Source organism: Halomonas sp. TG39a (assembly GCF_000744395.1).
Taxonomy (GTDB): domain Bacteria; phylum Pseudomonadota; class Gammaproteobacteria; order Pseudomonadales; family Halomonadaceae; genus Vreelandella; species Vreelandella ventosae_B.
The window spans coordinates 3,728,566-3,752,752 of the sequence record NZ_JQLV01000001.1 but is presented as its reverse complement, the minus strand read 5'-3'; the positions used below and the strand labels follow the sequence as shown (position 1 = coordinate 3,752,752).

Below are 24,187 nucleotides of genomic sequence, written 5' to 3'. Positions count from 1 at the left end.
ATACGCAAAAGACGGTTACCGAGAGGTAGGCCGTGGCACGTCTGAAATTTCCTGTAACTGCGCTTCAATCCACGCTTCGACGTCTGCGAGCACTTCATCGGGCATACGCCCGGCTGTTTCAATCGGCTTACCAATGCGCACACGCAGTACGCCTGGCCGCTTAACCCAGTGGCGGCCTGGCCAGCGTTCACCCGCATTATGAGCCACCGGCAACACCGGCACCCCTGCCCGACACGCCACCACGCTGCCACTTTTGTTATAGCGTTTGCGGATGCCTGGATCTACCCGTGTCCCTTCAGGAAAAATCAGTACTGAAAGCCCCGTTCCCAAACGCTCGACGCCTTGAGTAAGCACTTGCTTCATCGCCCGTGCTGGTTTCGAGCGGTCCAGACTAATCGGGCGAAGCAGGCGCAACCCCCAGCCGAAGATCGGCAGGCGCAGTAATTCGCGCTTTAACACGGTACATACCGGTGGCTTCATCACCTGTAGAAACACGGTTTCCCACTCACACTGATGATTAGCTTGAATCACACACGGGCCGCTAGGCAGGTTTTCCCGCCCCTGGATGTCGTAACGCACACCGCAGGCGATACGAAACCACACCATCAAAAAGTAGTTATACAAATTGAGTAAGCGGTAGCGGCCAGACAGCGGGAGAAACGGCGCAATGGGGAGAAACAGGATGCCGATCATTAGCATGGCCAAAAAGTAGCCGGCATAAAAAACCAAACTGCGAACCACATTTATCAAGCCGACGCTCCTGTATCGCTGACACGATTATTTTCACGGATCAAACACCACGCATCCAGCATACGCCCAGCCTCTAACCGCCACGGCTTCTGATGAACGCCAAACACGTCCAGCACTCGGCGGCAGTTTAAGACGCGCCGCAGCTTGGCATCATGGTGGTGTTTAAGCGGCTGAACCTCGCCGAGAGCAATCTGCTCGCCGCGCCCCTCAAGGTGCGTTAACAGCTGGGTGCGCACCATGGAGGTAAAGGTAAAGGCGCTGACGGGTTCGGTGCCCGCAAGATGGTAGGCCCCCCAAGCCTCAGCGCCGCTGACCTGCTGCTGTAGCATGCCAATCAACGCCATGGCGACGGCGTCCGCGGAAGTCGGGCAAAAAATCACATCCTCTGCGGCACGCACCGCCTTCCCGAGCACCAAGCTATCGATGATCTCATTGAGCCACGCATGACTGCCTTCCAGCGCAAACAGCGGGCCTAGGCGCACAATCAAATGGCGCTGAAACCCCGCACGGATACGATCACCGGTTTGTACCAGACGGCGCAAGCTGTCATCTCGCGGCGCAGGCACCACATGCTCATCAATGGGGACTTCCAAACCGTCTTCGTAAAGCTGATCAGAGACACACCATACCAACGCCACGTCTTGCGATTGGCAGGCATCCAGGCAGCTATCTACCGCATCGGCATGGGCCGTCACATCCGCTGGCGCCATGTTCAGTGGGTGTGCCAATGGTGGAATAATCACGGCGTCAGGGGCGATCGCCTCAAGGCGCGACGGCGTGATGGTCGTCCCTTGCTCTATGACTAACTCTGTATCGGCGCGACGGTTTGCTTCCCGGGCCAGTGCCAAGCTTAAGCAGTGTCCGGCATCCAATATCAAAAGTTTCACAACCATCCTCTGCACAATTTACAAACATCAGAGCCACCCACCAGGGTCTCGACACCGTCTTACAAGATATGGCTCATGGGCTGTCGCTCAGCGACAGGAGCGGTACACTTTACTGGTTCTCGCCCCCTGTAGGAAGCCTCCACGCAGCTCTCCCCAGCGAATTAGCCAACGTTGATCGCAATGAAAAACAGCCCAAATGGCTAATTTAAAATAGCACAATAGGGAATCCTTACGCTTTAAGCGCTTTAGCGACGATAAAGCTCATTAGTAGAGAGCCACCAACCATGACTAAGAAAGTTAAAAAACACCAACACTCAGACTGATCAATGGGGTTTTTAAAGCATTGCAAACAACATAAAAAAACAAACTCATATGATGAAAAAAACACTGCTAAAAAATTATTTTCTTAATCACGATATCGACCATTTCAAGTGCCACTCGAAAGACTCATACATAACCACCTATTTTTTAAAAAAATCTTAAAAAAAATAATACAACAGCCTATTAGCACTAGATATTTAGTTCTTGTGGGCTGTGCCAAAACAGCTAAGGTAAAAAATTGTAATGATGAGTGACGAGGCGTAGCCATGCGTAACTCATAGAGATCAGATGCGCAGCACCTTTTCTACACCAAAAAAACCTAATTTGTCAGTCGTTGCTTGCAATTAGCACATACATCGCGGGGGTGTCCTATGTTCTCTATTACTTGGATCAATGCAACAACGGGTGAAATCCAGCGTGGCTTAAACAACGCACAAACAGTTACTACAGATGAAATAGAAAACGGTGCTATCCGCATTATTCCTATTATTAATGGCTCCCTTGATCCACTTTATCTTACTAATACAATAGAACTAACCATTATTTATAATGATGGAGAGCCAATAACCCTAACGAGCACGGCACCTCCTTTTATCTTTGACGGCCTCCCCAATTTTACCGGTGGTACTGTCCAGCTACTCATCACCGCACTAGATGATGCTGGTAATACCATTGAGACTGGGAACGATACAGTGGTTTTTGAAGTTACTGATAGTATCCCCGTAACGCCCGTTTTCACGCCTATCCGCATTCAGGCAGAAGATACTGATAATACAGATGGTGAGGGCAATTATGCTGTTATGACGGGCGGAGTGACCACGTCCGCCGTCGGCGAACCCAATGCCGTTAATGCTGATGGCAATGCCTATGCCGATTTTGTCGGCCCGAGTGGTGAAACTCTTACCTTCAATGTCGATGTCCCGGAGGCGGGTGAATATGAACTGGCGGTAAGCTATGCCTTAAGCCGTAACAACGATGCTGTCGCCAGCGAACGTAACCGCCCTCTGCGTCTAGAAGTGAATGATCAGTTGGTTGATCGCATGTTTGACCTACGCAGTACCAGCCCCGAAGGCAATAATAATGCAAGCGACTTCACTACCTTTGCTGAGCGAACCATTATCGTGCAGCTTCAGGAGGGCGCAAACAGTGTTAGCTTTACTTCCAATGGCATCAGCGGCCCCAATGTAGATTATCTCGAGATCCGCAAACCCGCGCTAGGCACTCAGGTGATCCAAGGCGAAGAGCTTTTTTTGTCACCAGAACCCGACCTAACCCCAGATGGCGCCGATACCAATCGCCCGGTGACTACCGCCAATATCGTAAGCCTCAACGACACCTTCCGAGTAGGTGCCGAAGAGGCTAGCTACCTGGATTGGGCATTTGGCAATGTAGATGCTTATGGGGAATTTGTTTATCAAGCCCCCGTCGCGGGCACCTATTCCATGACCGTTACTTATGCTAGTCAAAATAACAGGCCGCTTGACCTGTCTCTGGTCGAAGGCAGTAACTTAACGACTATTGGCACCTTTGCGTTTATAAATACGACCCCCGCCCTTTATATGCCCGATGATCTCGATGATCTGCCCAGCGGCGTAACTACCAGTACGCCCGATGCTACGCAATGGGAAGGTTGGACGACAGAAACACTCGAATTCACGCTAGCCGCTGGCGAAAACTTACTGCGGCTGGGCGGCCGCGCCAACGGCCCCAATATCGATAAAATTGAGATGGCGTTGGTGGCGGCAGAGCCTTCCGCACCCACCGCCCTGCTGCTAGATAACAACAGCGTGCTGGAAAACCAGGAAGGCGCCGTTATTGGTCAGCTCATTGTGGAAGACCAGGATGACGACACCCATAGTTTTACTGTCAGCGACGAACGTTTCGAAGTAGATGCCAGCGGCGTATTGCGTCTAAAAAGTGGCAATAGCCTTGATTTTGAAACGGCAACTTCGGTCAGCGTTGAGGTCACTGCTACCGACCCGGCGGGGGCGAGTGTCAGCGAAACATTCTTAATTGCCGTTGGTAATGTTGAAGATAGCGTTACACCTCCTTCCGAGCCCGCCGATCCCATCCGTTTACAGGCGGAAGCGTTCGATACTGCCACAATCTTCACCATCGAGAACATCGCCGCCGCCGATGGCGGCCAAGCTATTCGCTTACCCGGCAGCAGCGAAGGCACGGCCAGCTATGCACTCGATGGCAAAGTAGCCGCCGGTACCTATACCGTCATCGTCGGCTATATCGACGAGAGCGATGGCGAAAGCACTGCTCAACTGAGCATCAGCAACGCCGAAGGCGAAAGCTTCAGCGGCGATTGGACGTTTGACGACGACGCCGACAGCGGCAACGGTGTTCAGCCGCAAAACTTCCGCACCACCACCTTTACCGACGTGACCGTGGGCGATGGCGCTACGCTGTCGCTCAGCGCCAGCTCAACGGCGCTGGAGTACGCGCGCATCGACTATATCGAGTTTGTGCCCACGGGCAGCGTGGAGCCGGAGCCGACTATTCTACTGGGCATCGCCGATGCCGACCCGATGGTAGAGAGTGGCGATGAGGGCGTCACTACGCTGAGCTTTGCGTTGAGCGCCTCAAACGCTTTTAGCGGTGACGTGGAGCTTACCCTGGAAATTGATGGCGTTGCCGACACCCGCACGGTCAGCTTTATCGACGGTGCCGCCACCCTAGCCGTTGATGTCGCCAACGACGACGAAGATAACGGTAGCGAAACCGTCACGGTTGCCCTTATCGGCGCAACCGGTGACAGCTTCGCCATCGACAGCGCCGCCGCGACGGCCAGCGGTAGCGTCAGTGAAGATGACGAAGCGGTAGTGCCTGCCGATCCCATCCGCCTCCAGGCGGAAGCGTTCGACACTGCTACGACCTTCACCATCGAGAACATCGCCGCCGCCGATGGCGGCCAGGCCATTCGCCTGCCCGCCAACAGCGAAGGTACCGCCAATTACGCTCTTGATGGCAAGGTGGCTGCCGGTACCTATACCGTCATCGTCGGTTATGTCGACGAGAGCGACGGCGAAAGCACTGCCCAACTGAGCATCAGTGACGCCACCGGCGAGAGCTTCAGCGGCAGTTGGACATTTGATGACGACGCCGACAGCGGCAACGGTGTCCAGCCGCAAAATTTCCGCACCGCCACCTTTACCGACGTGACCGTGGGCGATGACGCTACGCTGTCGCTCAGCGCCAGCTCGACGGCGTTGGAGTACGCGCGCATCGACTATATCGAGTTTGTGCCCACGGGCAGTGTAGACCCGGAGCCGACTATTCTACTGGGCATCGCCGATGCCGACCCGATGGTGGAGAGTGGCGATGAGGGCGTCACCACGCTGAGCTTTGCGTTGAGCGCCTCAAACGCTTTTAGCGGTGATGTGGAGCTAGCCCTGGAAATTGATGGCGTTGCCGACACCCGCACGGTCACCTTCACTGACGGGGTCGCCACCCTAGCGATTGATGTCGCCAACGACGACGAAGATAACGGTAGCGAAACCGTCACTGTCGCGCTTATCGGCGCCACCGGTGACAGCTTCGCCATCGACAGCACCGCCGCGACGGCCAGCGGTAGCGTAAGCGAAGATGACGAAGGAGAGCCCCCCGTTGAATCAATTCGCCTACAGGCGGAAGCGTTTGACACTGCTACGACCTTCACCATCGAGAACATCGCTGCCGCTGATGGCGGCCAAGCTATTCGCCTGCCCGGCAACAGCGAAGGTACCGCCAGCTACGCCCTGGAGGGTAAAGTGGCCGCCGGTACCTATACCGTCATCGTCGGTTATGTCGACGAGAACGACGGCGAAAGTACTGCCCAGCTAAGTATTGGTAACGCCGATGGCGAGAGCTTCAGCGGCAGTTGGACATTCGATGACGACGCCGACAGCGGCAACGGCGTTCAGCCGCAAAACTTCCGCACCGCCACCTTTACCGACGTGACCGTGGGCGATGGCGCTACGCTGTCGCTCAGCGCCAGCTCAACGGCGCTGGAGTACGCGCGCATCGACTATATCGAGTTTATGCCCACGGGCAGCGTGGAGCCGGAGCCGACTATTCTACTGGGCATCGCCGATGCCGACCCGATGGTAGAGAGTGGCGATGAGGGCGTCACTACTCTGAGCTTTGCGTTGAGCGCCTCAAACGCTTTTAGCGGCGACGTGGAGCTTGCCCTGGAAATTAATGGCGTTGCCGACACCCGCACGGTCACCTTCACTGACGGGGTCGCCACCCTAGCGCTTGATGTCGCCAACGACGACGAAGATAACGGTAGCGAAACCGTCACGGTCGCCCTTATCGGCGCCACCGGTGACAGCTTCGCCATCGACAGCGCCGCCGCAACAGCCAGCGGTAGCGTAAGCGAGGATGATGCCGTTCCAGACACTGTCGCACCCATCGTTATCCAGGCAGAGGATGCTGCCCTGGTCACCGTCAATGATAGTGGCGTGCCCTCCAATGCCGATTTCACTCGGGTGGTAGATCCTAATAACAATGATGCCTTCGGTAATTACCGCGAAGGCGCCGTCGGTGGTGCCTATATGGACTTTGGCACAAACCCCGGCGACGAGGTTATCTTCAACGTTGAAACCGAGGTAGCCGGCACCTACACCGCGGTCATTCGTTACGCCAACGGTAGCGCAGGGCCCCGCCCCCTTGACCTAATGATCAATGGAACGCCTGCTCCCCAAGCGGCTTTCCCGCCGGCAGTCAATGATGGCGTCAACGACCCATGGGATAGCTGGCTAGAGCTTGAAGTGGAGATGGAGCTTCAAGCTGGCCCCAACAGCGTCTCATTTGCCATACCGGCAGTGGCCGATGGCGGTGTCAACAACGGCCCCAATATCGATCAGATTATCTTCAACTACCAGCAGGACGACGGCGGTGAAACACCCACCGAGCCCTTCCTGTTTGAGATTCAAGGTGAAGCGCTCACCATCGATGATGATGAGCCCACCCCCGATACAGTGGTTCGCGACGCTAGCAATCCAGAAACCAATGCAGCCGCTGGCCCGGACGGCCTATGGGATGGTTTTACCGGCAGCGGCTACCTCGATATGGGCAACGAAGCCGGTGATGCGGCCTTCTTTGAGGTAGCCGTCGAAGAAGCGGGCACTTATACCCTGAATGTGCGCTATGCCAACGGTGATGGCGCCGGGGCTAGCCGACCGATGACTCTCCTGGTAGGTGGCGCCCCCCAGGGCGAACTGGCCTTCCCCACCACTGGCGCAGGCAACGACGGCTGGGTGAATTGGCAAGACGCCACCATTGAGCTGGAACTGATGGCGGGCAACAACACCATACGACTTGAGAATATAGGTAATGCTGGCCCCAATATCGATAGTCTGAGTGTTAGCCGCGAGGGAGAAGAGGAGCCCCCCTTCGTTGAACCGGGGGAGCGCTTTGCCGTCAAGATCAATTTCGAGCCCGATGGCTTTGCCACCCCGGAAGGCTATATCGCCGATACCGGCTTAGCGTTTGGCGATCAATCCGTCGAGATCGATGGCCAAGTTTACCAGTACGGCTGGGTTACCGAGGCCTCCATCGCCGATGGCACCGAAAATGGCACTATACCGATGGCGATCAATACCCTCTCCAGTGTCGCCGTTAACGATCGTACCGACGACATCGCCGGTCTTGACCCCCGCCAGGGCACCTACGCCCACTTTGACCAGCCTGCGGAAGGCTATGTCCGCGCCGGATGGGAAATGGAACTGGACGACGGCTATTATGAGGTCACGATTTCTATCGGCGATACCTCAGGGCCTTACGACAGCGTCAATCTGATCAACGCCGAAGGTGAGCAATTCAGCACCCCCTTTACGCCGTTCCGGCCCGATGATTTTCCAGCCGACAATAGCCCCAGCAACGACACCGAAGGCTTCCGCTCCGACTTGGTTACCCGCGTGGTACAGGTTACCGATGGCCGCTTGACCCTGGATTCGATTGGCCTTGGTGATAATACCGAGATTCAGTATATCGAGATCCAGTCGATTCCCGACCTGACACCGGAGGATGACCGTGAGGCACCGGAAGATTACGCCTTCTTCACCGACCCGCGTGCTATCGCCGGAGTGGGCGAGAACGAGATTCGGGTCGAGTTAGACGCCGAAGACGGCACGCCCCCCACCGGCGTCGATCCCGATTCGGATATTTTCGTGGGCATCTCGGTCGTCGATGGCCGTGGCGGTGCCCTGCTGGAAAGCTTAGGTGACGGCTCCGTACGGCTCTTCGAAACTGTCAGCGGCGAAGAGGTAGCTCTCAACGTCAACACTACCGGCGGCTTCGATTCGTTGACGATTTCTCCCAACAGCATGCTCAAAGAGTTCACCAGCTACACCCTGGTCATCGAAGGCTTTCAGGATCGTGGCGCCAATGACAACCCTGACGCTCCAACTCGGGAGTTCCAAAAATTCACCAACACCTTCATCACCGGTGAAGCCTCTGAAATTGTGCCAAGAGAAGTAGCATTCAACGATGTCATTGAGCTCAACGGCGCTGCCGACAACGCCTACCAGTTCACCTCGCTGGAGCTATCCCCTGATGGCAGCAAGATGTACATCTCGAATATGCTGGGCGAGATCAAGCGTTACGACGTTAACCCGCAAACCGGTGCGCTCTCCAATGAGCAAGTGTTGGCACTCGACTACTTTGCGGGGGACTCTGCAGGGCCGCGGGGCATTATCGGCCTAACCTTCGACCCTACTGACCCCAATGTCTTGTGGGTAAGCGATAACTATCCAATTCCACTTGAAGGGCGTGATAATGGCGTCCCCGATTTCAGTGGACGCATTTCCAAGATTACCCTGGAAGAAGGTGACGCTTTCAACGCCAGCGCAGAAGCCTATATCACCGGGCTGCCGCGCTCCAACGGCGACCACGTTACCAATAGCCTCGAATTCCGCGCCAACCCCGAATTCGATGCCAACACCAACCCAGACGTACCAAGCCACTTGCTGTATCTACTTCAGGGATCGAACTCGGCAATGGGGGCACCCGATAGCGCTTGGGGTAACCGCCCTGAGCGACTGCTCAGTGCGGCTGTCATGGAAATAGATCCGACCCGTGAAGCGCCAGCAGGTGGCTTTGATGTGACTACCGAGCCCTTGCCTGAAGATGGTTTCAACCGCCGCTTTACCGACGATGACGGCGTTGATTTCAAGGCAGACCCGATTGCTATGGGTAATGACCGTTTCCTGGTCTTCGCGGCCAACGGTACTGCAACCGTAGAGGATTCCGATGGTAATCTAATCGAAAGTTATTATGACCCCTTCGCCGATGACGCCGTGGTTAAAATTTTCGCCACCGGCGTACGCAATGCCTACGACCTGGTCTGGCACTCCAATGGCAACCTCTATGTCCCGACCAACGGTTCGGCGGCTGGCGGCAACGTACCGGATGACCCTTCGACGCCGCAAAATGAATACGCAGGTAACGTCGAAAAACAGGACGACTACCTGTTTACGGTTAAGGAAGGGGGCTATTACGGCCATCCCAATCCCCTGCGCGATGAATTTATCCTCAATGGCGGTAACCCAACCGCAGGCAACGATACTAACCAGGTGGGCAACTACCCGGTCGGCCAGCAGCCTGATCCCAATTACGATATTGAGGGCGTCTATTCGCTAGGCGAGAACCGTTCTCCCAACGGCGTCACTGAGTACTCCAGCGGAGTATTCGGCGGCAACTTACAAGGTAGTGTGCTGTTCACCGAATACTCCGGCGGTGACGACATACGCTCTATCACTCTCGACGCCGCGGGCAACGTCATCGGTGATGAAGTGCTACGCGATGTTGACGGCAACGTCATCACCTATATAGATCCGCTGGATATTATCGAGAACCCGGCCACCGGCCAGCTCTACCTGCTGACGTTGAACCGCAATAATGGCCAGAGCCAAATCATTCGTCTCGACCCCGCACCGGGGGGTGTGATCGTCGACCCAGAGGAGCCTGAAGAACCTGGTGAAGAGTTGGTATCGCTACTCACTATTCAGGCCGAAGACAATACCCCCGACGACGGCACCAGTGTATCGGTTGCCCAAGGAGGTGGCGCGGAGATTCAGGTTCGAACCACCGCCAATCCTGAGCCCAATCAGCCAACCGGTGTGCGCCCTGGTGCCTTCGGTCTGGATGGCAACAACAATGATAGCGACGGCGTTCTCGGAGGATATGCCGATTTTGGCAGCACGAATAGCGACTTTATCACCTTCAGCTTCGAGCTCTCAGGCGCCGATGCGGGTGATTCAGTACTGCGGGTTCGCTACGGTAACGGCGACACAGTGGACCGACCATTGGAAGTGTTCGTTAATAACGTTAGCGTCGGCACCTTCGGTTTCAGCCCCCCTGCTGGCGTCACTGGCGATGCCGCCTGGAACGAGTGGCTCACGCTGGATATCCCTGCGGCGCTGGTATCAGGGCTTAATACGGTGCGCTTCCAAGCCGTCAATAATACGGGCCCCAATATCGACCAGTTGGAGATTCTCCAGGCCCCCGAAGACACAACGCCCGGCTACACCGACTACGAGGCCGAAAACGCTCAACTCGATGGCCCGGTAATCGTCACCAACAGTGTGGATGACCGCAACGCCTCCGGCGAAGGCTTCGTCGATTTCAATGGCACCAGCGACCAGAGTATTACCTGGACAGTAGAGGTCGATGAGGCTGGCACCTACGACGTTGGCTTCCGCTATGCCCTGGCAGCCTCCAAGGCCGACCGCCCCATGGTCGTCGCAGTCAATGGGGTAGCGATCGGGACACTTAATTTCCCAGGCCAGAGTAACGACGCTGAGAATAACTGGTTCTTCCAATCCGCTTCGTTAACTCTAGGTGCAGGCAGCAATACGATTACCGTCACGGCGCCGGACGCCAATGGCCCCAACGTCGACCTGCTACGCATCGCGGATACCCCGTTGGATACCTTCGAGCCCATCTACGCCGACATTGATGGCAGTGGCCGTATTGAGTTGGAAGGCGGCGATAGCGCCCGAGCCGTTAATGAGCGTACCGCTGACTTCTACTTCACAGTCAATCAAGATGGCGCCTACAAACTCGATCTGGCAGCCAATGCTGGGGCGCCGGATGGCGGCGGATTGACGCTACTGCTCAATGGCCAACCAATTGACCAAATGAGCTTCCCTGGTGTTGGTGAGGCCGGTGAGCAATCTGCTTATATCGAACTACAGGCAGGGGTTACCTATAACCTGAGGGTTGTGTCCAGCGCGGACGGTGTCAATGAAATCGACTATCTTGATATCTCGCCTGCCCCCGGCGACCCCGATGCGGATATCGCTATTCAAAGTAATGATGCGGCCTACTTCTCTGACCGCCTGCACTTTAGCTACCTGGAGAACGACAGCGCCTCCAACCCGAACCGCGACTACAAAGAGGATGCCACGGTCACCATCAGTAATACTGGCACCAATGCATTGACCTTTATTGACGCCGATCTTGACGGCCCCTTCACACTCGTCGCCCCCGATATTTTCGATGGACTGACCTTGGCAGCGGGTGAATCGATTGACGTGCAGGTGCTGTTTGACCGCGCGGCCTATACGCCGCCAACTAACGATGCTGGTGATGGGGTATTTGAGGGTACGCTGCGCCTGATTACCAACGACGCAGATACCCCTGTGGCCGAGGTGCACTTGGCCGGTTTCTGGCAGGCGCGTGATGAAGGCGGCTGGGAGCCCAACGTTAATGAGGTCTGGGAAGTCTTCGGTTTCGGCAACGTGATCGAGGGGCTCACCACGGTGGGCGGCGGCGAGAACTCGGTGCTCAACGACTTCGACCTCTACCGTCCCATCAACGATGACGAGGTTATGTCACGCTACTGGAAGATCGCCGATGGCTTTGAATCGGCCACCATTACCCAGCTGGCGGCCTACCATGGCGACGGGGGGGCTACGTTGGGGATTCATAATCCCGGCAATAAAAATCAGGACATTATACTTTCCAACCACGCGGGCAATAACAACCAGTCGCTACTGCCGATCAAGTCTAACGGCCAGTTCGCGACCGCCACCTTCACCCGCGACCAGATACCCGACGGTTGGATCGGCAACGACATCTTTGGCATTGAAGTCGCCAATCTCTCCACCGACCCATCGCTCAATCCGGCAGGGGGAGGAACAGTCCCAGCGGATGCAGAAGGCATCGAGCGCGGCTATACCGTGCGGGTATTCCAGGCGCTGAATGCTAACGGCAGCGTGATCCCCAATACCTACCTGGGGATCATGGATTACACCGGCATTAACTACGATTACAACGATAATATGTTTGTCATCGAAGGGATCTCACCGGTTTCCGGCGGCGAGATATCGATCACCAACCTGGATGGGGTACCGTCGGATGACCGCCTGGTGATGAGCCGGATACAGAATCCAGCTAATGCCAATCAGGTATTCCATGACGAATCGACCTTTACCATCACCAACGATGGCTTCGCCAATCTGGAGATCAGCAGCCTGGCAATTGCTGACCCCACGCTGTTTGAAATCGTGGGAGCGACAGAGAACCTGGTGATTCCTGTCGGTGGCACGTTGAATGTCACGGTTCGCTTTATCGCCGAGGATTTCAACGACGCCACGCTGTATGAGTCAACGCTGATCATTAACTCCAACGACGGAGACGAGGGGCAGAAAGTGATCCAGCTGGCAGGGCTTGCCCAGGGCCAGTCTGAGAGCGGCCAGGAGCCGCTAGTGCAAGAGATCGTCGACGCCTTTGGTTTCTCGACCAATGTGGCTGAGGGTCAGATGAACAAAGGCGGGCTGGTGGAGGCCAACGGGGATGAAATCCTCTCACCCTACTTCCAGCGCGCCGATGGCAGCACGCCAATCAAAATCACCCAGTTGGCGGCCTATCACACCCAAGGCGACGTAGCTCGACTGTTTATCCACGACGTGGATAGCCGTGACCGTGACGAGATATTGGCCCACGACGAGCAGGATGGGCAGACGCTACTGCCACGCACGCTCAACAACGGAGACCTGCTGACCACTACCACGCTTGATCGCGACGCTCCCTTCGGCTTCTTCGCGGATATTACCGGCCGCCAGGGCTACATCTCCTGGTCCGACCCGGACGCCAATCTCTACGAGGACACGATTGATGCCATCGGCAGCCCAGGCACCAATCTCAATTGGGACGAAAATGACGGCCACCTGATTCGTGTTTACATAGCTAAAGACGCCGAAGGCAACGTGATCCCTAATACCTATATCGTGATTCAGGACTACGCGGGGGTTAACTACGACTACAACGACAATATCTTTTTGGTCGAGAATGTTCAGACCTACGACCCCACCGGGGCCGAGGATGCCAACGGTAACGGCCGTGTCGATATCTATGATGACGATGATGGCGATGGCATCCCCAACTTTCTGGATGGGGACGCACCTGCGGAGCCGGATGAGCAGACCGCCTACAATGCCACCGAAACACCGTGGGCGCTGGGAGCAGATGGGTTAACGCTGGAAGCCAAGCTGTTCGATAACGGCGGCCAGGGGGTGGCCTATAACGACACAACTACAGCTCATCAAGGCGCGCCTTTCCGCTCTGACGAAGCTGTGGATATCTCCAACGGCACAGAGGCGCTGGGCTATATCGCCGATGGCGAGTGGGTGGAGTACACCCTAAATGTGGAAACGGCAGGCACTTACGCACTGAGTTTCCTCACCTCGGCGGTGTCAGACGGTAAATCCATCACTGCCGCGTTTGAGCAAGGCGGCAGTTTCCAAGGCAGCTCCTCCGTCAATTTGCCTAACACCGGCAGCTTCACCAGCTTTCAGACCGTGGGCCCACTGGCGTTCGATCTCGCAGCGGGCGAGCAGGTATTGCGGCTAACCTTCAACGGCGGCCAGCTTGATCTGCAGTCGTTCAGTTTCGAGGCCATTGACCTGGGAGAGGAAAATGAGCAACAGCCCTTTAACACCAACCAAACACCCTGGCTGGTGGAGAACGACGGACTCGTGCTGGATGCAGTCAACTACGATACTGGCGGCCAGGGCATTGCCTACAACGACAGCAGCGAAAATCAGGAGGGCAGCAATTTCCGCGGCGACGGCGTGGATATTGTCGGTAATGGTACGGCCATCGGCTGGATCGAAAACAATGAGTGGGTCGAGTACACGATTAATGTTGCCCAGTCAGGCACCTACGAGCTTGCGTTTCTCTCGGCGCTAGGCACAACCGGTGGCGCTGCACGCTCCATCACCGCGTCATTTGCCCAAGGGGATAGCTCTTACACCACCACCTCCCCGGTCAGCGTGGGCTTTAGCGGCAGTTGGACGACCTTTGTGCCTACTGACAGCGTGCAGGTGAATCTGGAAGCTGGAGAACAGGTGCTGCGCTTAACCTTCAATGGCGGCTCCCAGGATCTGGCCTCGCTCTCACTCGTCCCTATCACTACTACTGACAACCAAACACCGTTCAATGACAGTGAAACCCCCTGGTTGATTGATGACGGCGGTCTGTTTCTCGACGCCATCAACTACGACCAGGGAGGCGCGGGCATTGCCTATAGCGATAGCAGCGAAGCGCAACTGGGTGACGCCAGCATTCGCGGCGAAGGCGTGGATATCGTTGGCGGCGGTGAGGCCATAGGTTGGATCGCCAATAATGAATGGGTAGAGTACACCGTCGATGTCGTTGAAGCTGGCGAACACACCTTCTCGTTTATTACCGCGACACCTTGGTCTGGCCGCAGCATAACGGTCGCCGCTGAGAAAGATGGCGTGTTCTACGCACAAGCCTCCCCGCTTAGCGTTCCCAATAGCGGCGACTGGGGAAACTATGTCCAAGGGCCGGAGGTGACGCTCAACTTGCAGGAAGGCGAGCAAGTGGTACGGCTAACCTTTAATGGTGGCTCAATGGATCTTCAATCACTCATCATTGAACAAGAGGATAGCCAGCCCGCAGCGCTCAACGTTGATGCTGGGGACGATGCCCTAGGCGTCATGGGGGTTCAAGAGCCATCAACCAGTGAACAGCTGTTCTAATCGCTGTGGCTAGACCGCTAGTGCAATATAGCCCGCTTATAGCGGGCTATATTGGTAGCTAGTTACGCGTTTTGGCACTTTGCTACTTAGAACGGAATCTCATCGTCAAAGTCGTCGAAGTTACCCGGATCCGGGGCGCCGTAGCTGCTGTTCTGCTGGTTGGGCGGGGGCGGTTGATTGCCCTGCTGCGGCGCTGGCTGGGCAGGACGAGGCGGCTGTGGGCTCTGCCCGCCGGGGTAATTATTACCGCCTTGGGGCGCGCCACCCTGCGGAGGATAGCCGCCTTGGTGATTAGCGGCAGGACTATTTTGAGCTGGTGCGTTCTGAGGAGCATTCTGGGGATAGTTATTCTGCGGGGCGCCGCCGCCCTGGAAGTCACCGCTGCGACCATCAAGCATCTGCATGTCGTTGGCGACAATTTCTGTCGAGTAGCGATCCTGGCCGTTCTGATCCTGCCACTTACGGGTTTGCAGACGCCCTTCAATATAGACTTTAGAGCCTTTTTTCAGGTACTGCTGGGCGATTTCGGCGGTTTTATTGAACATCACCACACGGTGCCATTCGGTGCGCTCCTGACGCTGTCCACTCTGGCGGTCCATCCAGGTATCGGTGGTGGCCAGGTTTAGGTTGGCCACGGCGGTGCCGCTGGGGGTGAAACGCACCTCTGGATCCTGCCCGAGGTTGCCAATCAAAATGACCTTGTTAATGCCGCGAGCCATAAGACGCTCCTTTAATAGCTGCCTAGTAGAGTTTATTGCCAACCGCCGTCACACTTTATCGCCACGGCTGGATTAAGATTTTGGAGGTGCCATCAGCCTGTTCAAGGCCGCCTGGTCAAGCTGCTTTCGATTGACCTTTAAATAGACCAAACGCTCTTCCGGCACCACCATTACGTCTTCGACGCCGACCACATCGGCTAAGTGCTCCATCAACAGGTCGAGCGCGTCTGCCTGAGTCTCGTGCAGCGCCACCACTTCGCTGGAGAGCGGCGGCGGTGAGGGCATCCGCCACATGGCAATCCACCAGCATAGCGCAAGCCCAGCACAGCCAATAAAGACCGCGTTGAGGCCGCCATAATGCGCCAGCAAACCACCTAATGTACCGCCTAAAAAAGCGCCTAAAAACTGGCTGGTGGAGTAGACCCCCATGGCGGTACCCTTCGCCCCCGCCGGGGCCAGCTTGCTGAGCATGGAAGGTAGCGTCGCTTCCAGCAAGTTAAAGCCGGTGAAGAACACAAACAGCCATACAAACAGCCAGTAGCTTGGCGAGAGTGGCAACCCTAGCCCTGCCAGACTAATCACAATAGCGCCGATCGCCATTAGACACATCAAGCGCATGCGCTGCTGCTTCTCGGCGACAATAATCAACGGCACCATGGCCACAAACGATAGCGCCATAATGCCAAGATACGCCAGCCCGTGATACTCAATTGCCACACCGACGTTTAGCAAGCGAAAAGGAACCGCCACAAATATTGCCATCAGCACTAAGTGCAGGGCAAAAATCGACAGATCCAGCCGCCATAAATCAGGCCGGGTGATGACGCTTTTAAATTGCTGGCGATCCATACCCACATCGCGGTGGCGCCGCCGCCGCGGCGCAGCAGGCACCCAGCGCCATAGCACCAAAAGGCCTACTAGCGTGAGCAGTGCGGTACACCAAAACACGCCGGCAAGCCCCGCCCAGGCGGCAAGCCATGGCCCCAGCACCATGGCAATGGCAAACGACACGCCAATAGAGAGGCCAATGGTCGCCATGGCGGCAGTACGGATTTCCTCACGGGTTTGATCCGCCAGCAGCGCCATAATGGCCGCGGCCACAGCACCGCCGCCCTGCAGCGCCCGTCCGGCAATAATGCCCATAATGGTATCAGAGAGCGCGGCAACCACACTGCCGAGAGCAAATATCACCAGCCCCATGGCAATCACCTGCTTACGACCAATGCGGTCAGAGAGTAAGCCAAACGGGATTTGCAGCGTTGCCTGGGTTAAGCCATAAATACCCAGCGCCACGCCAACCAATAGTGGGGTTGAGCCCTCAAGGGTGTCGGCATACAGAGCTAACACCGGCAGCACCATAAACAGGCCCAGCATGCGCGACGCATATAGCCCGGCCAAACCACTGATCGCACGGCGTTCAGAGGCCAGCAATAGTGCGGAAACCTTACGCATAATGCCCTTTTCTATGGTGGTTAAACATGGAGTGAATCAGCTTGGATTGCGCCAATTCCCTATTCTAGCGGTTTGGACTGGCACTGGAAACGTCGCGAGTTGACGCAGGTTATCAAAGCGGTTTTGCCGGGAGGGTGCAGACAAACGTATAATCACGCTTTTGCCGCGCGATTCGAGGTGTTGATGGACAGCATTCTGGTCAGGGGTGCCCGCACCCACAACCTCAAGCAGATCGATGTGGAACTGCCCCGTAACAAGCTGATTGTGATTACCGGCCTCTCCGGCTCGGGTAAATCGTCGTTAGCGTTCGACACCCTTTACGCCGAGGGGCAGCGCCGCTACGTGGAATCGCTCTCCACCTATGCGCGCCAGTTCCTGTCGATGATGGAAAAGCCCGATGTGGATCACATCGAAGGGCTGTCACCTGCGATCTCCATTGAGCAGAAGTCCACTTCCCACAACCCGCGCTCGACCGTGGGCACCATTACCGAAATTTACGACTACCTGCGCCTACTGTTTGCCCGTGCCGGGACGCCCCGCTGTCCAGAACATGGCGAGGACTTGGAAGCCCAGACCATTTCGCAGATGGTCGATCAGGTCATGAACCTCGCCGAAGGCACCAAGTTAATGCTGCTGGCGCCGGTGGTCAAAGGCCGTAAAGGTGAACATTTACAGCTATTGGCAGAGCTACGCGCCCAGGGCTTTGTGCGCGCCTTGATCGATGGTCAGGTGCTGGAACTGGATGACATCGCACCACTGGATAAGCGCAAAAAGCACGATATCAGCGTCGTCGTTGACCGCTTCAAAGTGCGCGACGACCTTGCCCAACGTTTGGCGGAGTCCTTTGAAACCGCGCTGAACCTCGCCGACGGCACCGCCATGATTCACTTTATGGACGGTGAACGCGACGATATTGCCTTTTCATCGCGCTTTGCCTGCCCGGTGTGCGGCTACTCGCTGGCGGAACTTGAGCCACGCATGTTCTCGTTCAACAATCCTGCGGGCGCCTGCCCTACCTGCGACGGGCTAGGCGTACAGCAGTACTTCGACCCCGACAAGCTCATCAGCCACCCGGAACTCTCGCTAGCCGAAGGCGTGATAAAAGGCTGGGATCGGCGCAATATTTACTACTTTACTCAGCTCCAGGCGCTGGCCAAGCACTACGGATTTGAGCTTGAAACGCCCTGGCAAGAGCTCGCCCACCACCAGCAGGAGGTTATCCTCAACGGTAGCGGCGATGAGCAGATTCCGTTTGTCTATGTGGGCGACCGGGGCCGTAAAGTGACGCGCGAGCACGCCTTCGAGGGCGTGCTGCCCAACATGCAGCGCCGTTATCGGGAAACCGAATCCAACATGGTCCGCGATGACCTGGTCAAATACATCGCGGTGCAGCCTTGTGCCACTTGTAACGGCTCACGACTGCGTAAAGAGTCGCGCCATGTCTATGTGGACGATCACAACATCGCCGAAATTGTGCGCTTCCCCATTGGTGAAGCGTGGCGCTATTTTGCCGATCTAAGCCTGCCCGGCCGCAAGGGTGAGATCGCCGATAAAATCGTCCACGAGATCCATGCCCGACTAGAGTTTCTGGTCAATGTGGGGCTCGATTATCTCAATCTGGAGCGCAGCGCCGATACCCTTTCTGGCGGTGAAGCCCAGCGTATCCGCTTAGCCAGCCAGATTGGCGCAGGCCTGGTTGGGGTGATGTATATTCTTGATGAGCCCTCAATTGGCTTGCACCAGCGCGACAATGACCGGCTGCTGAAAACCCTGGAGCGACTGCGCGACTTGGGCAATACCGTGATCGTGGTCGAGCACGACGAAGACGCCATTCGCGCCGCCGATCACGTGCTGGATATCGGCCCCGGTGCCGGCGTTCACGGTGGAGAGATTGTCGCTCAAGGCACGCCCCAGGACGTGATGGACAACCCCAACTCGCTGACCGGTCAATATCTTTCGGGTACCCGGGAAATTGCGGTGCCCCCCTACCGCATTCCCGGCAATCCAGAAAAGCAGCTGATTGTGCGTGGCGCTACCGGCAACAACCTGCAAAACGTAACGCTAAGCCTGCCGCTGGGGCTGTTTATCGCCATTACCGGGGTTTCGGGCTCGGGTAAATCGACGCTGATCAACGGCACCTTGATGCCGATTGCCGCGCGCGAATTAAACCGCGCCACCACGCTGACCGCCGCACCCTATGAGAAGATAGAAGGGCTCGACCAGCTCGATAAAGTCATCGATATTGATCAGAGCCCGATTGGCCGCACGCCGCGCTCCAACCCGGCCACCTACACAGGCATTTTCACCCCCATTCGCGAGCTGTTTGCAGGCACCCAAGAAGCGCGTTCGCGGGGCTATAAGCCGGGCCGTTTCAGCTTCAACGTCAAGGGCGGGCGCTGCGAGGCGTGCCAGGGCGAAGGCATGATCAAGGTAGAGATGCACTTTCTACCGGATATCTACGTGCCCTGTGACGTGTGTAAAGGCAAGCGCTATAACCGCGAAACCCTGGATATCCATTACAAGGGTAAAACGATCCACGAAGTGCTGGCCATGACGGTGGAAGATGCGCTGGAATTTTTCAGTCCGGTACCGGCTATTGCCCGCCGCTTGCAAACGTTGCTCGATGTAGGTCTTTCCTATATTCGCTTGGGCCAGAGCGCCACCACCCTATCCGGTGGCGAAGCGCAGCGGGTTAAACTCGCCCGTGAATTGGCCAAGCGTGATACCGGCAAAACGCTGTATATCTTGGATGAGCCCACCACCGGCCTGCACTTTGAGGATATTCGCCAACTGCTGACGGTACTTCACCGTCTGCGCGATCACGGCAATACCATCGTGGTGATTGAGCACAACCTGGATGTGATCAAAACCGCCGACTGGATTGTCGACCTTGGCCCCGAAGGGGGTTCAGGTGGCGGACAGATCATCGCCGAGGGCACGCCGGAACAGCTCGCCAAACAGGACGTTTCGCATACCGGCCGCTTCTTAGCGCCGCTGCTCGCGCGAGGCAAGCGTGCAACGAAGCGCTGACGCTGGTTTTCGAGGGGTGAGCAGCGCTCACCCCAGGCTAAATAGGTACGCTAGTTAGCCTATTTGGGCGACGCAGTAGATGGCCACATCGTTTATAGTGGCGGGCAGATAATCGTTAGCAGTATTATCCAATCCTGTGCTGGAGGGATACGTCGTGGGTCAGGAAAACAGCTGTATTATTAAGCACTTCAATCATTACTGTTCATTAAGCGATGATGAGAAGGGATTGCTCATGGCGCTAGAGGAGAGCCCAACCAATATTAAGTCGGGCACGCTACTCTGGGAGATGGGCGATGCGGCCAATGAGTTTTGCACACTAAAAAGTGGTTGGGCCTACTCCTACCGTCACTTAGAGAATGGTGACCGACAGATTCTCGAAGTGTTTTTGCCGGGCGATATCATCGGGTTGCGCGAGTTTGCCTTCTCGCAGCGGCTTGAAAATGTGCGCATGATTGATGATGGCGTGATTTGTCATTTCCCGCATAAACGTATGCTGGAAATATTTCGCCAGTCGCTGCCCCTCACCTCGGTGATGTTTGCCATTGGCAGCCGTCAGCAGGCGCTGCTCACTGAGCGCCTCGTCACTCTGGCCAGACGCAGTGCACGTAAGAAAATGGCGCATTTTCTGTATGAAATGTATTTAAGGCTGCGCCAAACCAACCCGGATATTAGCAACCAGTTCCGCCTGCCGCTCTCCCAGGAGCAGTTAGCCGATGTGCTCGGGCTAAGCCCGGTACACGTTAGCCGCACCTTTACGGCGCTTAGTGAAGACGGCCTGGTATTTCGCGACCGCCACCATGTCACCATTCCAGACTTATCCGCGCTATGCACCGAAGGTGAATTTGACGATTGCTACCTCACCGACAATGTCCGGCCGCTGTTAGGCGATTCCACCTGAGAAAACTAACCACACTTTGACCAGCCACAGCCAGCATAGCAGGTCGGGCAGCCATCCATCATGATCAGCTCACCGCGGCACTCGGGGCAGTTACCCACTATGGCGGGGCCACTGCCTTCAGACTTTTTTCCCGTGGCTCCTGCTCCACCAATTGGCTCAACCGCCCCCTGTTCGACTGAATCCGCTTCTGCGCTCTCTTCCGGCTGCCAGGCATGGCCATGCTGCATACGGTGAGCATAGCGCTCCACTAGCTGTTCAACCGGCACTTGGTTACCGTCCCTATCCAGAAAGCCGCGGCGGTAGAGAATCTGCTGAATCGACCAGGCAATCGCCGCCACTTCCGAATCGTGGAACATCGGCTTGTTCCAGCGATTCATGCCACAGCGCACCAAACCTTTGTCCCAGGCTACTTTGCGTAGATCCGCCACCGCCTGGGTAACGTAACCACCGCGCGCCGCCAGCGACAGGCTTCGCATGGTCGCGGTGATCCACTGGTGCTCGCTGGAGAGCTGCCCTGAGGGGAAAAAGAACTCTACTGGCCGCTCAATCACCACGCGCTTGCCACCAATCACACCTTCCACCGGCATAAACGATACTAGCAGATAGACTTTCTTGCGCCCCTCCGCGCCTACGTATGAAATCTTTTCCGACACTGCCTCTAAGGTGCCTTCCGGACGGGAAGGAATACGCACCGTTAGCGGATCTTCATCCAGGAGTTCAGGAGCGGGCGCGGCCTGTTCCTGCTGCTTGATACGGTAACCAACAATTTTCGAGGTAATTTCAACAGCCATTGGGATATATCTCCGTTTAGCAAAGGTGTGCGTTAGTGAATAGAGCCGCTTAGCGCGGCATCACCATTTGCCGTAGGTGCCCTCTTTTAAGCCATCAAACAAGTTGGCAGCGTTATGCTCTTCACCGTCATAAATCACCGTCTCGTTGCCATTTAGCTCTAGCGTTTCACCGTTTTCCAGCTCAAACACGTAGGTGGTGTTTTTAAGGTCATCTTCACGCACCAGCACACCCTGGAAGGCCTCAGGATTAAAGCGGAAGGTTGTGCAGCCTTTCAAGCGGCTTTCATAGGCCTGTAAATAGAGCCCCTGGAACTGCTCAAAGGCAAAGTCTGTCGGCACATTGACCGTTTTCGAGATCGCCGAATCCACCCAGTGCTGGGCAGCGGCCTGAACAGCGACGTGCTGCTCAGGCGAGATCGCGTCAGCAGTGACAAAATAGTCAGGTAAGTCGCTTTCTACTGCGTCTGCGGCGATAAAGTGACGGTAGGCGGCCAGCTCAAACGACACCACCTCGACCTGCTCTTTGGTCTTTTTACCCGACTGAATAATATTGCGGAAGTAGCGGTGCGAGAACGACGGCTCAATGCCGTTGGAGGCATTGTTACCCATCGACAGGCTGATGGTGCCGGTCGGCGCAATCGAGCTGTGGTGGGTAAAGCGCGCGCCGTGCTCGGCCAGTTGCGCCACCAACTCCGGCTCATGCTCGGCCACTTGGGCCATATATTGGCTGTAACGGGCGTGCAGAATGCGCCCTGGCACTTGATCACCCACTTCGTAGCCATCTTTAGCCAACTGTGGCCGCTCACGCAGCATTTTGGGGGTAATGGTGTGCTCCTGTTCGAGCACCGGCGCCATGCCCTTCTCTTGAGAAAGCTCCAGCGCCTGTTTCCAGCCCTCAATGGCTAAATGACGGCTGACTTCATCGGTGAATACCAGTGACTGCTTAGAGCCGTAGGGAATCTTTAACATAGTAAGCGTCGACCCTAAGCCTAGAAAACCCATGCCGTGGCGACGCTTGGCTTCAATCTCACGCTGCTGCTGAGGCAGCGGTAGACCAGCAATTTCCACCACGTTGTCAAGCATACGGGTGAAGATCGCCACCACTTTGCGATAGCGTTCCCAATCAAAGCGCGGCTCGGCGCCAAAGGGGTCAATCACAAACTTGGTCAGGTTCACTGAACCCAGTAAGCAGGCACCCTCAGGTGGCAACGGCTGCTCGCCACAGGGGTTGGTAGCGCGGATATCCTCACAGAACCAGTTGTTGTTCATGCGGTTCACTTGGTCGATCAGGATAAAGCCGGGTTCGGCGTAGTCGTAGGTAGAGGACATGATGGTGTCCCACAACTCCCGCGCTTTGATCACTTCAACAATGCGGCAGGCAACGCGGCCTTCGGCATCTACCGTGTAGCCCTCTTCAACCACCGGCCAGTCGCGGTAGATCAGGTCTTGCGCTTTAACGTCCTCTTTCTCACCAGGATGTAGCGGAAAGGCCAGCGGCCAGTCGGTATTGTTTTTGACCGCTTCCATAAACTCGTCAGTGATCAGCAGGCTAAGGTTAAACTGCCGCAGGCGACCGGCTTCACGCTTAGCCTGGATAAACTCGCGCACGTCCGGGTGGCCCACATCAAAGGTGCCCATCTGGGCGCCACGGCGGCCACCGGCAGAGGCGACGGTGAAACACATCTTGTCGTAGATATCCATAAACGCCAGCGGGCCGTTAGTGCCCGCGCCAGCGCCAAACACAAAGGCACCCTTATGGCGCAGCGTCGAGAAGTCGTAGCCGATACCGGCCCCGGATTTCAGCGTCATGCCCGCATCGACCACCGAGTCGAGAATATCGCGCATGGAATCACGAATGGTGCGCGAAACGGTGCAGTTTATCAGGCTCACCGCCGGCTTGTAGGCCTCAGCGCCTGCGTTGGAAAGAATACGCCCGGCAGGAATGGCGCCATTTTCCAGCGCCCAACGAAATTTCGGCAGCCACTCTTCGGCTTTATCACCTTCCACCGCAGCAAGAGCACGTGCAACCCGTTCAAACGTCGCCCCGACGTCCTGATCGACGGGCTGGCTATGACGATCCTTAAGACGGTATTTGGCATCCCAGATCTCCCGCGAGGGGGCCTGCATCGGGACGTCATTAGAGGTCTTGATAGCCTTAGCAGCGGTGCTCATGTCGCAAAACTCCTTCACAGCGGGGTGAATATAGCGCTCAAATGGGACGATTATAGATGGTATCGAGGTGAAGTATAGACACGACTTAACACCATATGAGGCACTTTTTTTAAATTTTTCTACCATATATAGAAAAATCAGCACCTTACACTTTTGTCCCTCACCT

The 24,187-nt window shown here is 56.3% G+C and carries 9 protein-coding genes; 3 read left to right on the top strand and 6 right to left on the bottom strand.

What is annotated here, in order from left to right; translation table 11 throughout:
- Window positions 1-15: 15 nt before the first annotated feature.
- Both U738_RS16835 and U738_RS16830 read right to left on the bottom strand, forming a co-directional pair.
- On the bottom strand, window positions 16-750 hold the full coding sequence (locus U738_RS16835; protein WP_022520897.1) for a lysophospholipid acyltransferase family protein: 735 nt from the start codon (window positions 748-750) through the stop codon (window positions 16-18).
- A complete protein-coding gene (locus tag U738_RS16830; RefSeq protein WP_035583709.1) occupies window positions 747-1,637 on the bottom strand; it encodes a sugar nucleotide-binding protein in 891 nt (296 codons plus the stop codon). Before U738_RS16830 ends, U738_RS16835 begins: the two co-directional genes overlap by 4 nt.
- 692 nt (window positions 1,638-2,329) lie before the next feature.
- Between U738_RS16830 and U738_RS16825 the strand changes: the two genes are divergently transcribed.
- The gene (locus tag U738_RS16825; RefSeq protein ID WP_051912795.1) at window positions 2,330-14,959 is read left to right on the top strand and encodes a carbohydrate-binding protein; all 12,630 of its coding nucleotides are present in this window, start codon (window positions 2,330-2,332) and stop codon (window positions 14,957-14,959) included.
- 86 nt (window positions 14,960-15,045) lie between these two features.
- Here U738_RS16825 and ssb read toward each other — a convergent pair whose 3' ends face one another.
- Together ssb and U738_RS16815 are read right to left on the bottom strand one after the other, a co-directional pair.
- Window positions 15,046-15,678 carry a single-stranded DNA-binding protein gene (gene ssb, locus U738_RS16820; RefSeq protein ID WP_035582640.1) on the bottom strand — a complete coding sequence of 211 codons (633 nt, stop codon included), beginning with the start codon at window positions 15,676-15,678 and terminating at the stop codon, window positions 15,046-15,048.
- A 72-nt stretch (window positions 15,679-15,750) separates the two neighbouring features.
- Window positions 15,751-17,130 carry an MFS transporter gene (locus U738_RS16815; protein ID WP_035582638.1) on the bottom strand — a complete coding sequence of 460 codons (1,380 nt, stop codon included), beginning with the start codon at window positions 17,128-17,130 and terminating at the stop codon, window positions 15,751-15,753.
- A 183-nt stretch (window positions 17,131-17,313) separates the two neighbouring features.
- Here U738_RS16815 and uvrA point away from each other — a divergent pair, with 183 nt between their 5' ends.
- Window positions 17,314-20,160: an excinuclease ABC subunit UvrA gene (gene uvrA / locus U738_RS16810; protein ID WP_035582636.1), complete on the top strand. Its 2,847-nt coding sequence runs from the start codon at window positions 17,314-17,316 to the stop codon at window positions 20,158-20,160.
- Between the two features lie 154 nt (window positions 20,161-20,314).
- On the top strand, window positions 20,315-21,058 hold the full coding sequence (locus U738_RS16805) for a Crp/Fnr family transcriptional regulator (protein ID WP_035582633.1): 744 nt from the start codon (window positions 20,315-20,317) through the stop codon (window positions 21,056-21,058).
- A gap of 5 nt (window positions 21,059-21,063) precedes the next feature.
- On the opposite strand, the gene U738_RS16800 is transcribed toward U738_RS16805, so the two are convergent.
- On the bottom strand, window positions 21,064-21,849 hold the full coding sequence (locus U738_RS16800) for a hypothetical protein (RefSeq protein WP_035582631.1): 786 nt from the start codon (window positions 21,847-21,849) through the stop codon (window positions 21,064-21,066).
- A gap of 60 nt (window positions 21,850-21,909) precedes the next feature.
- Entirely contained in the window at window positions 21,910-24,021 is a 2,112-nt protein-coding gene (locus U738_RS16795) for an adenosylcobalamin-dependent ribonucleoside-diphosphate reductase (protein ID WP_035582629.1), read from the bottom strand.
- Window positions 24,022-24,187: the final 166 nt, after the last annotated feature.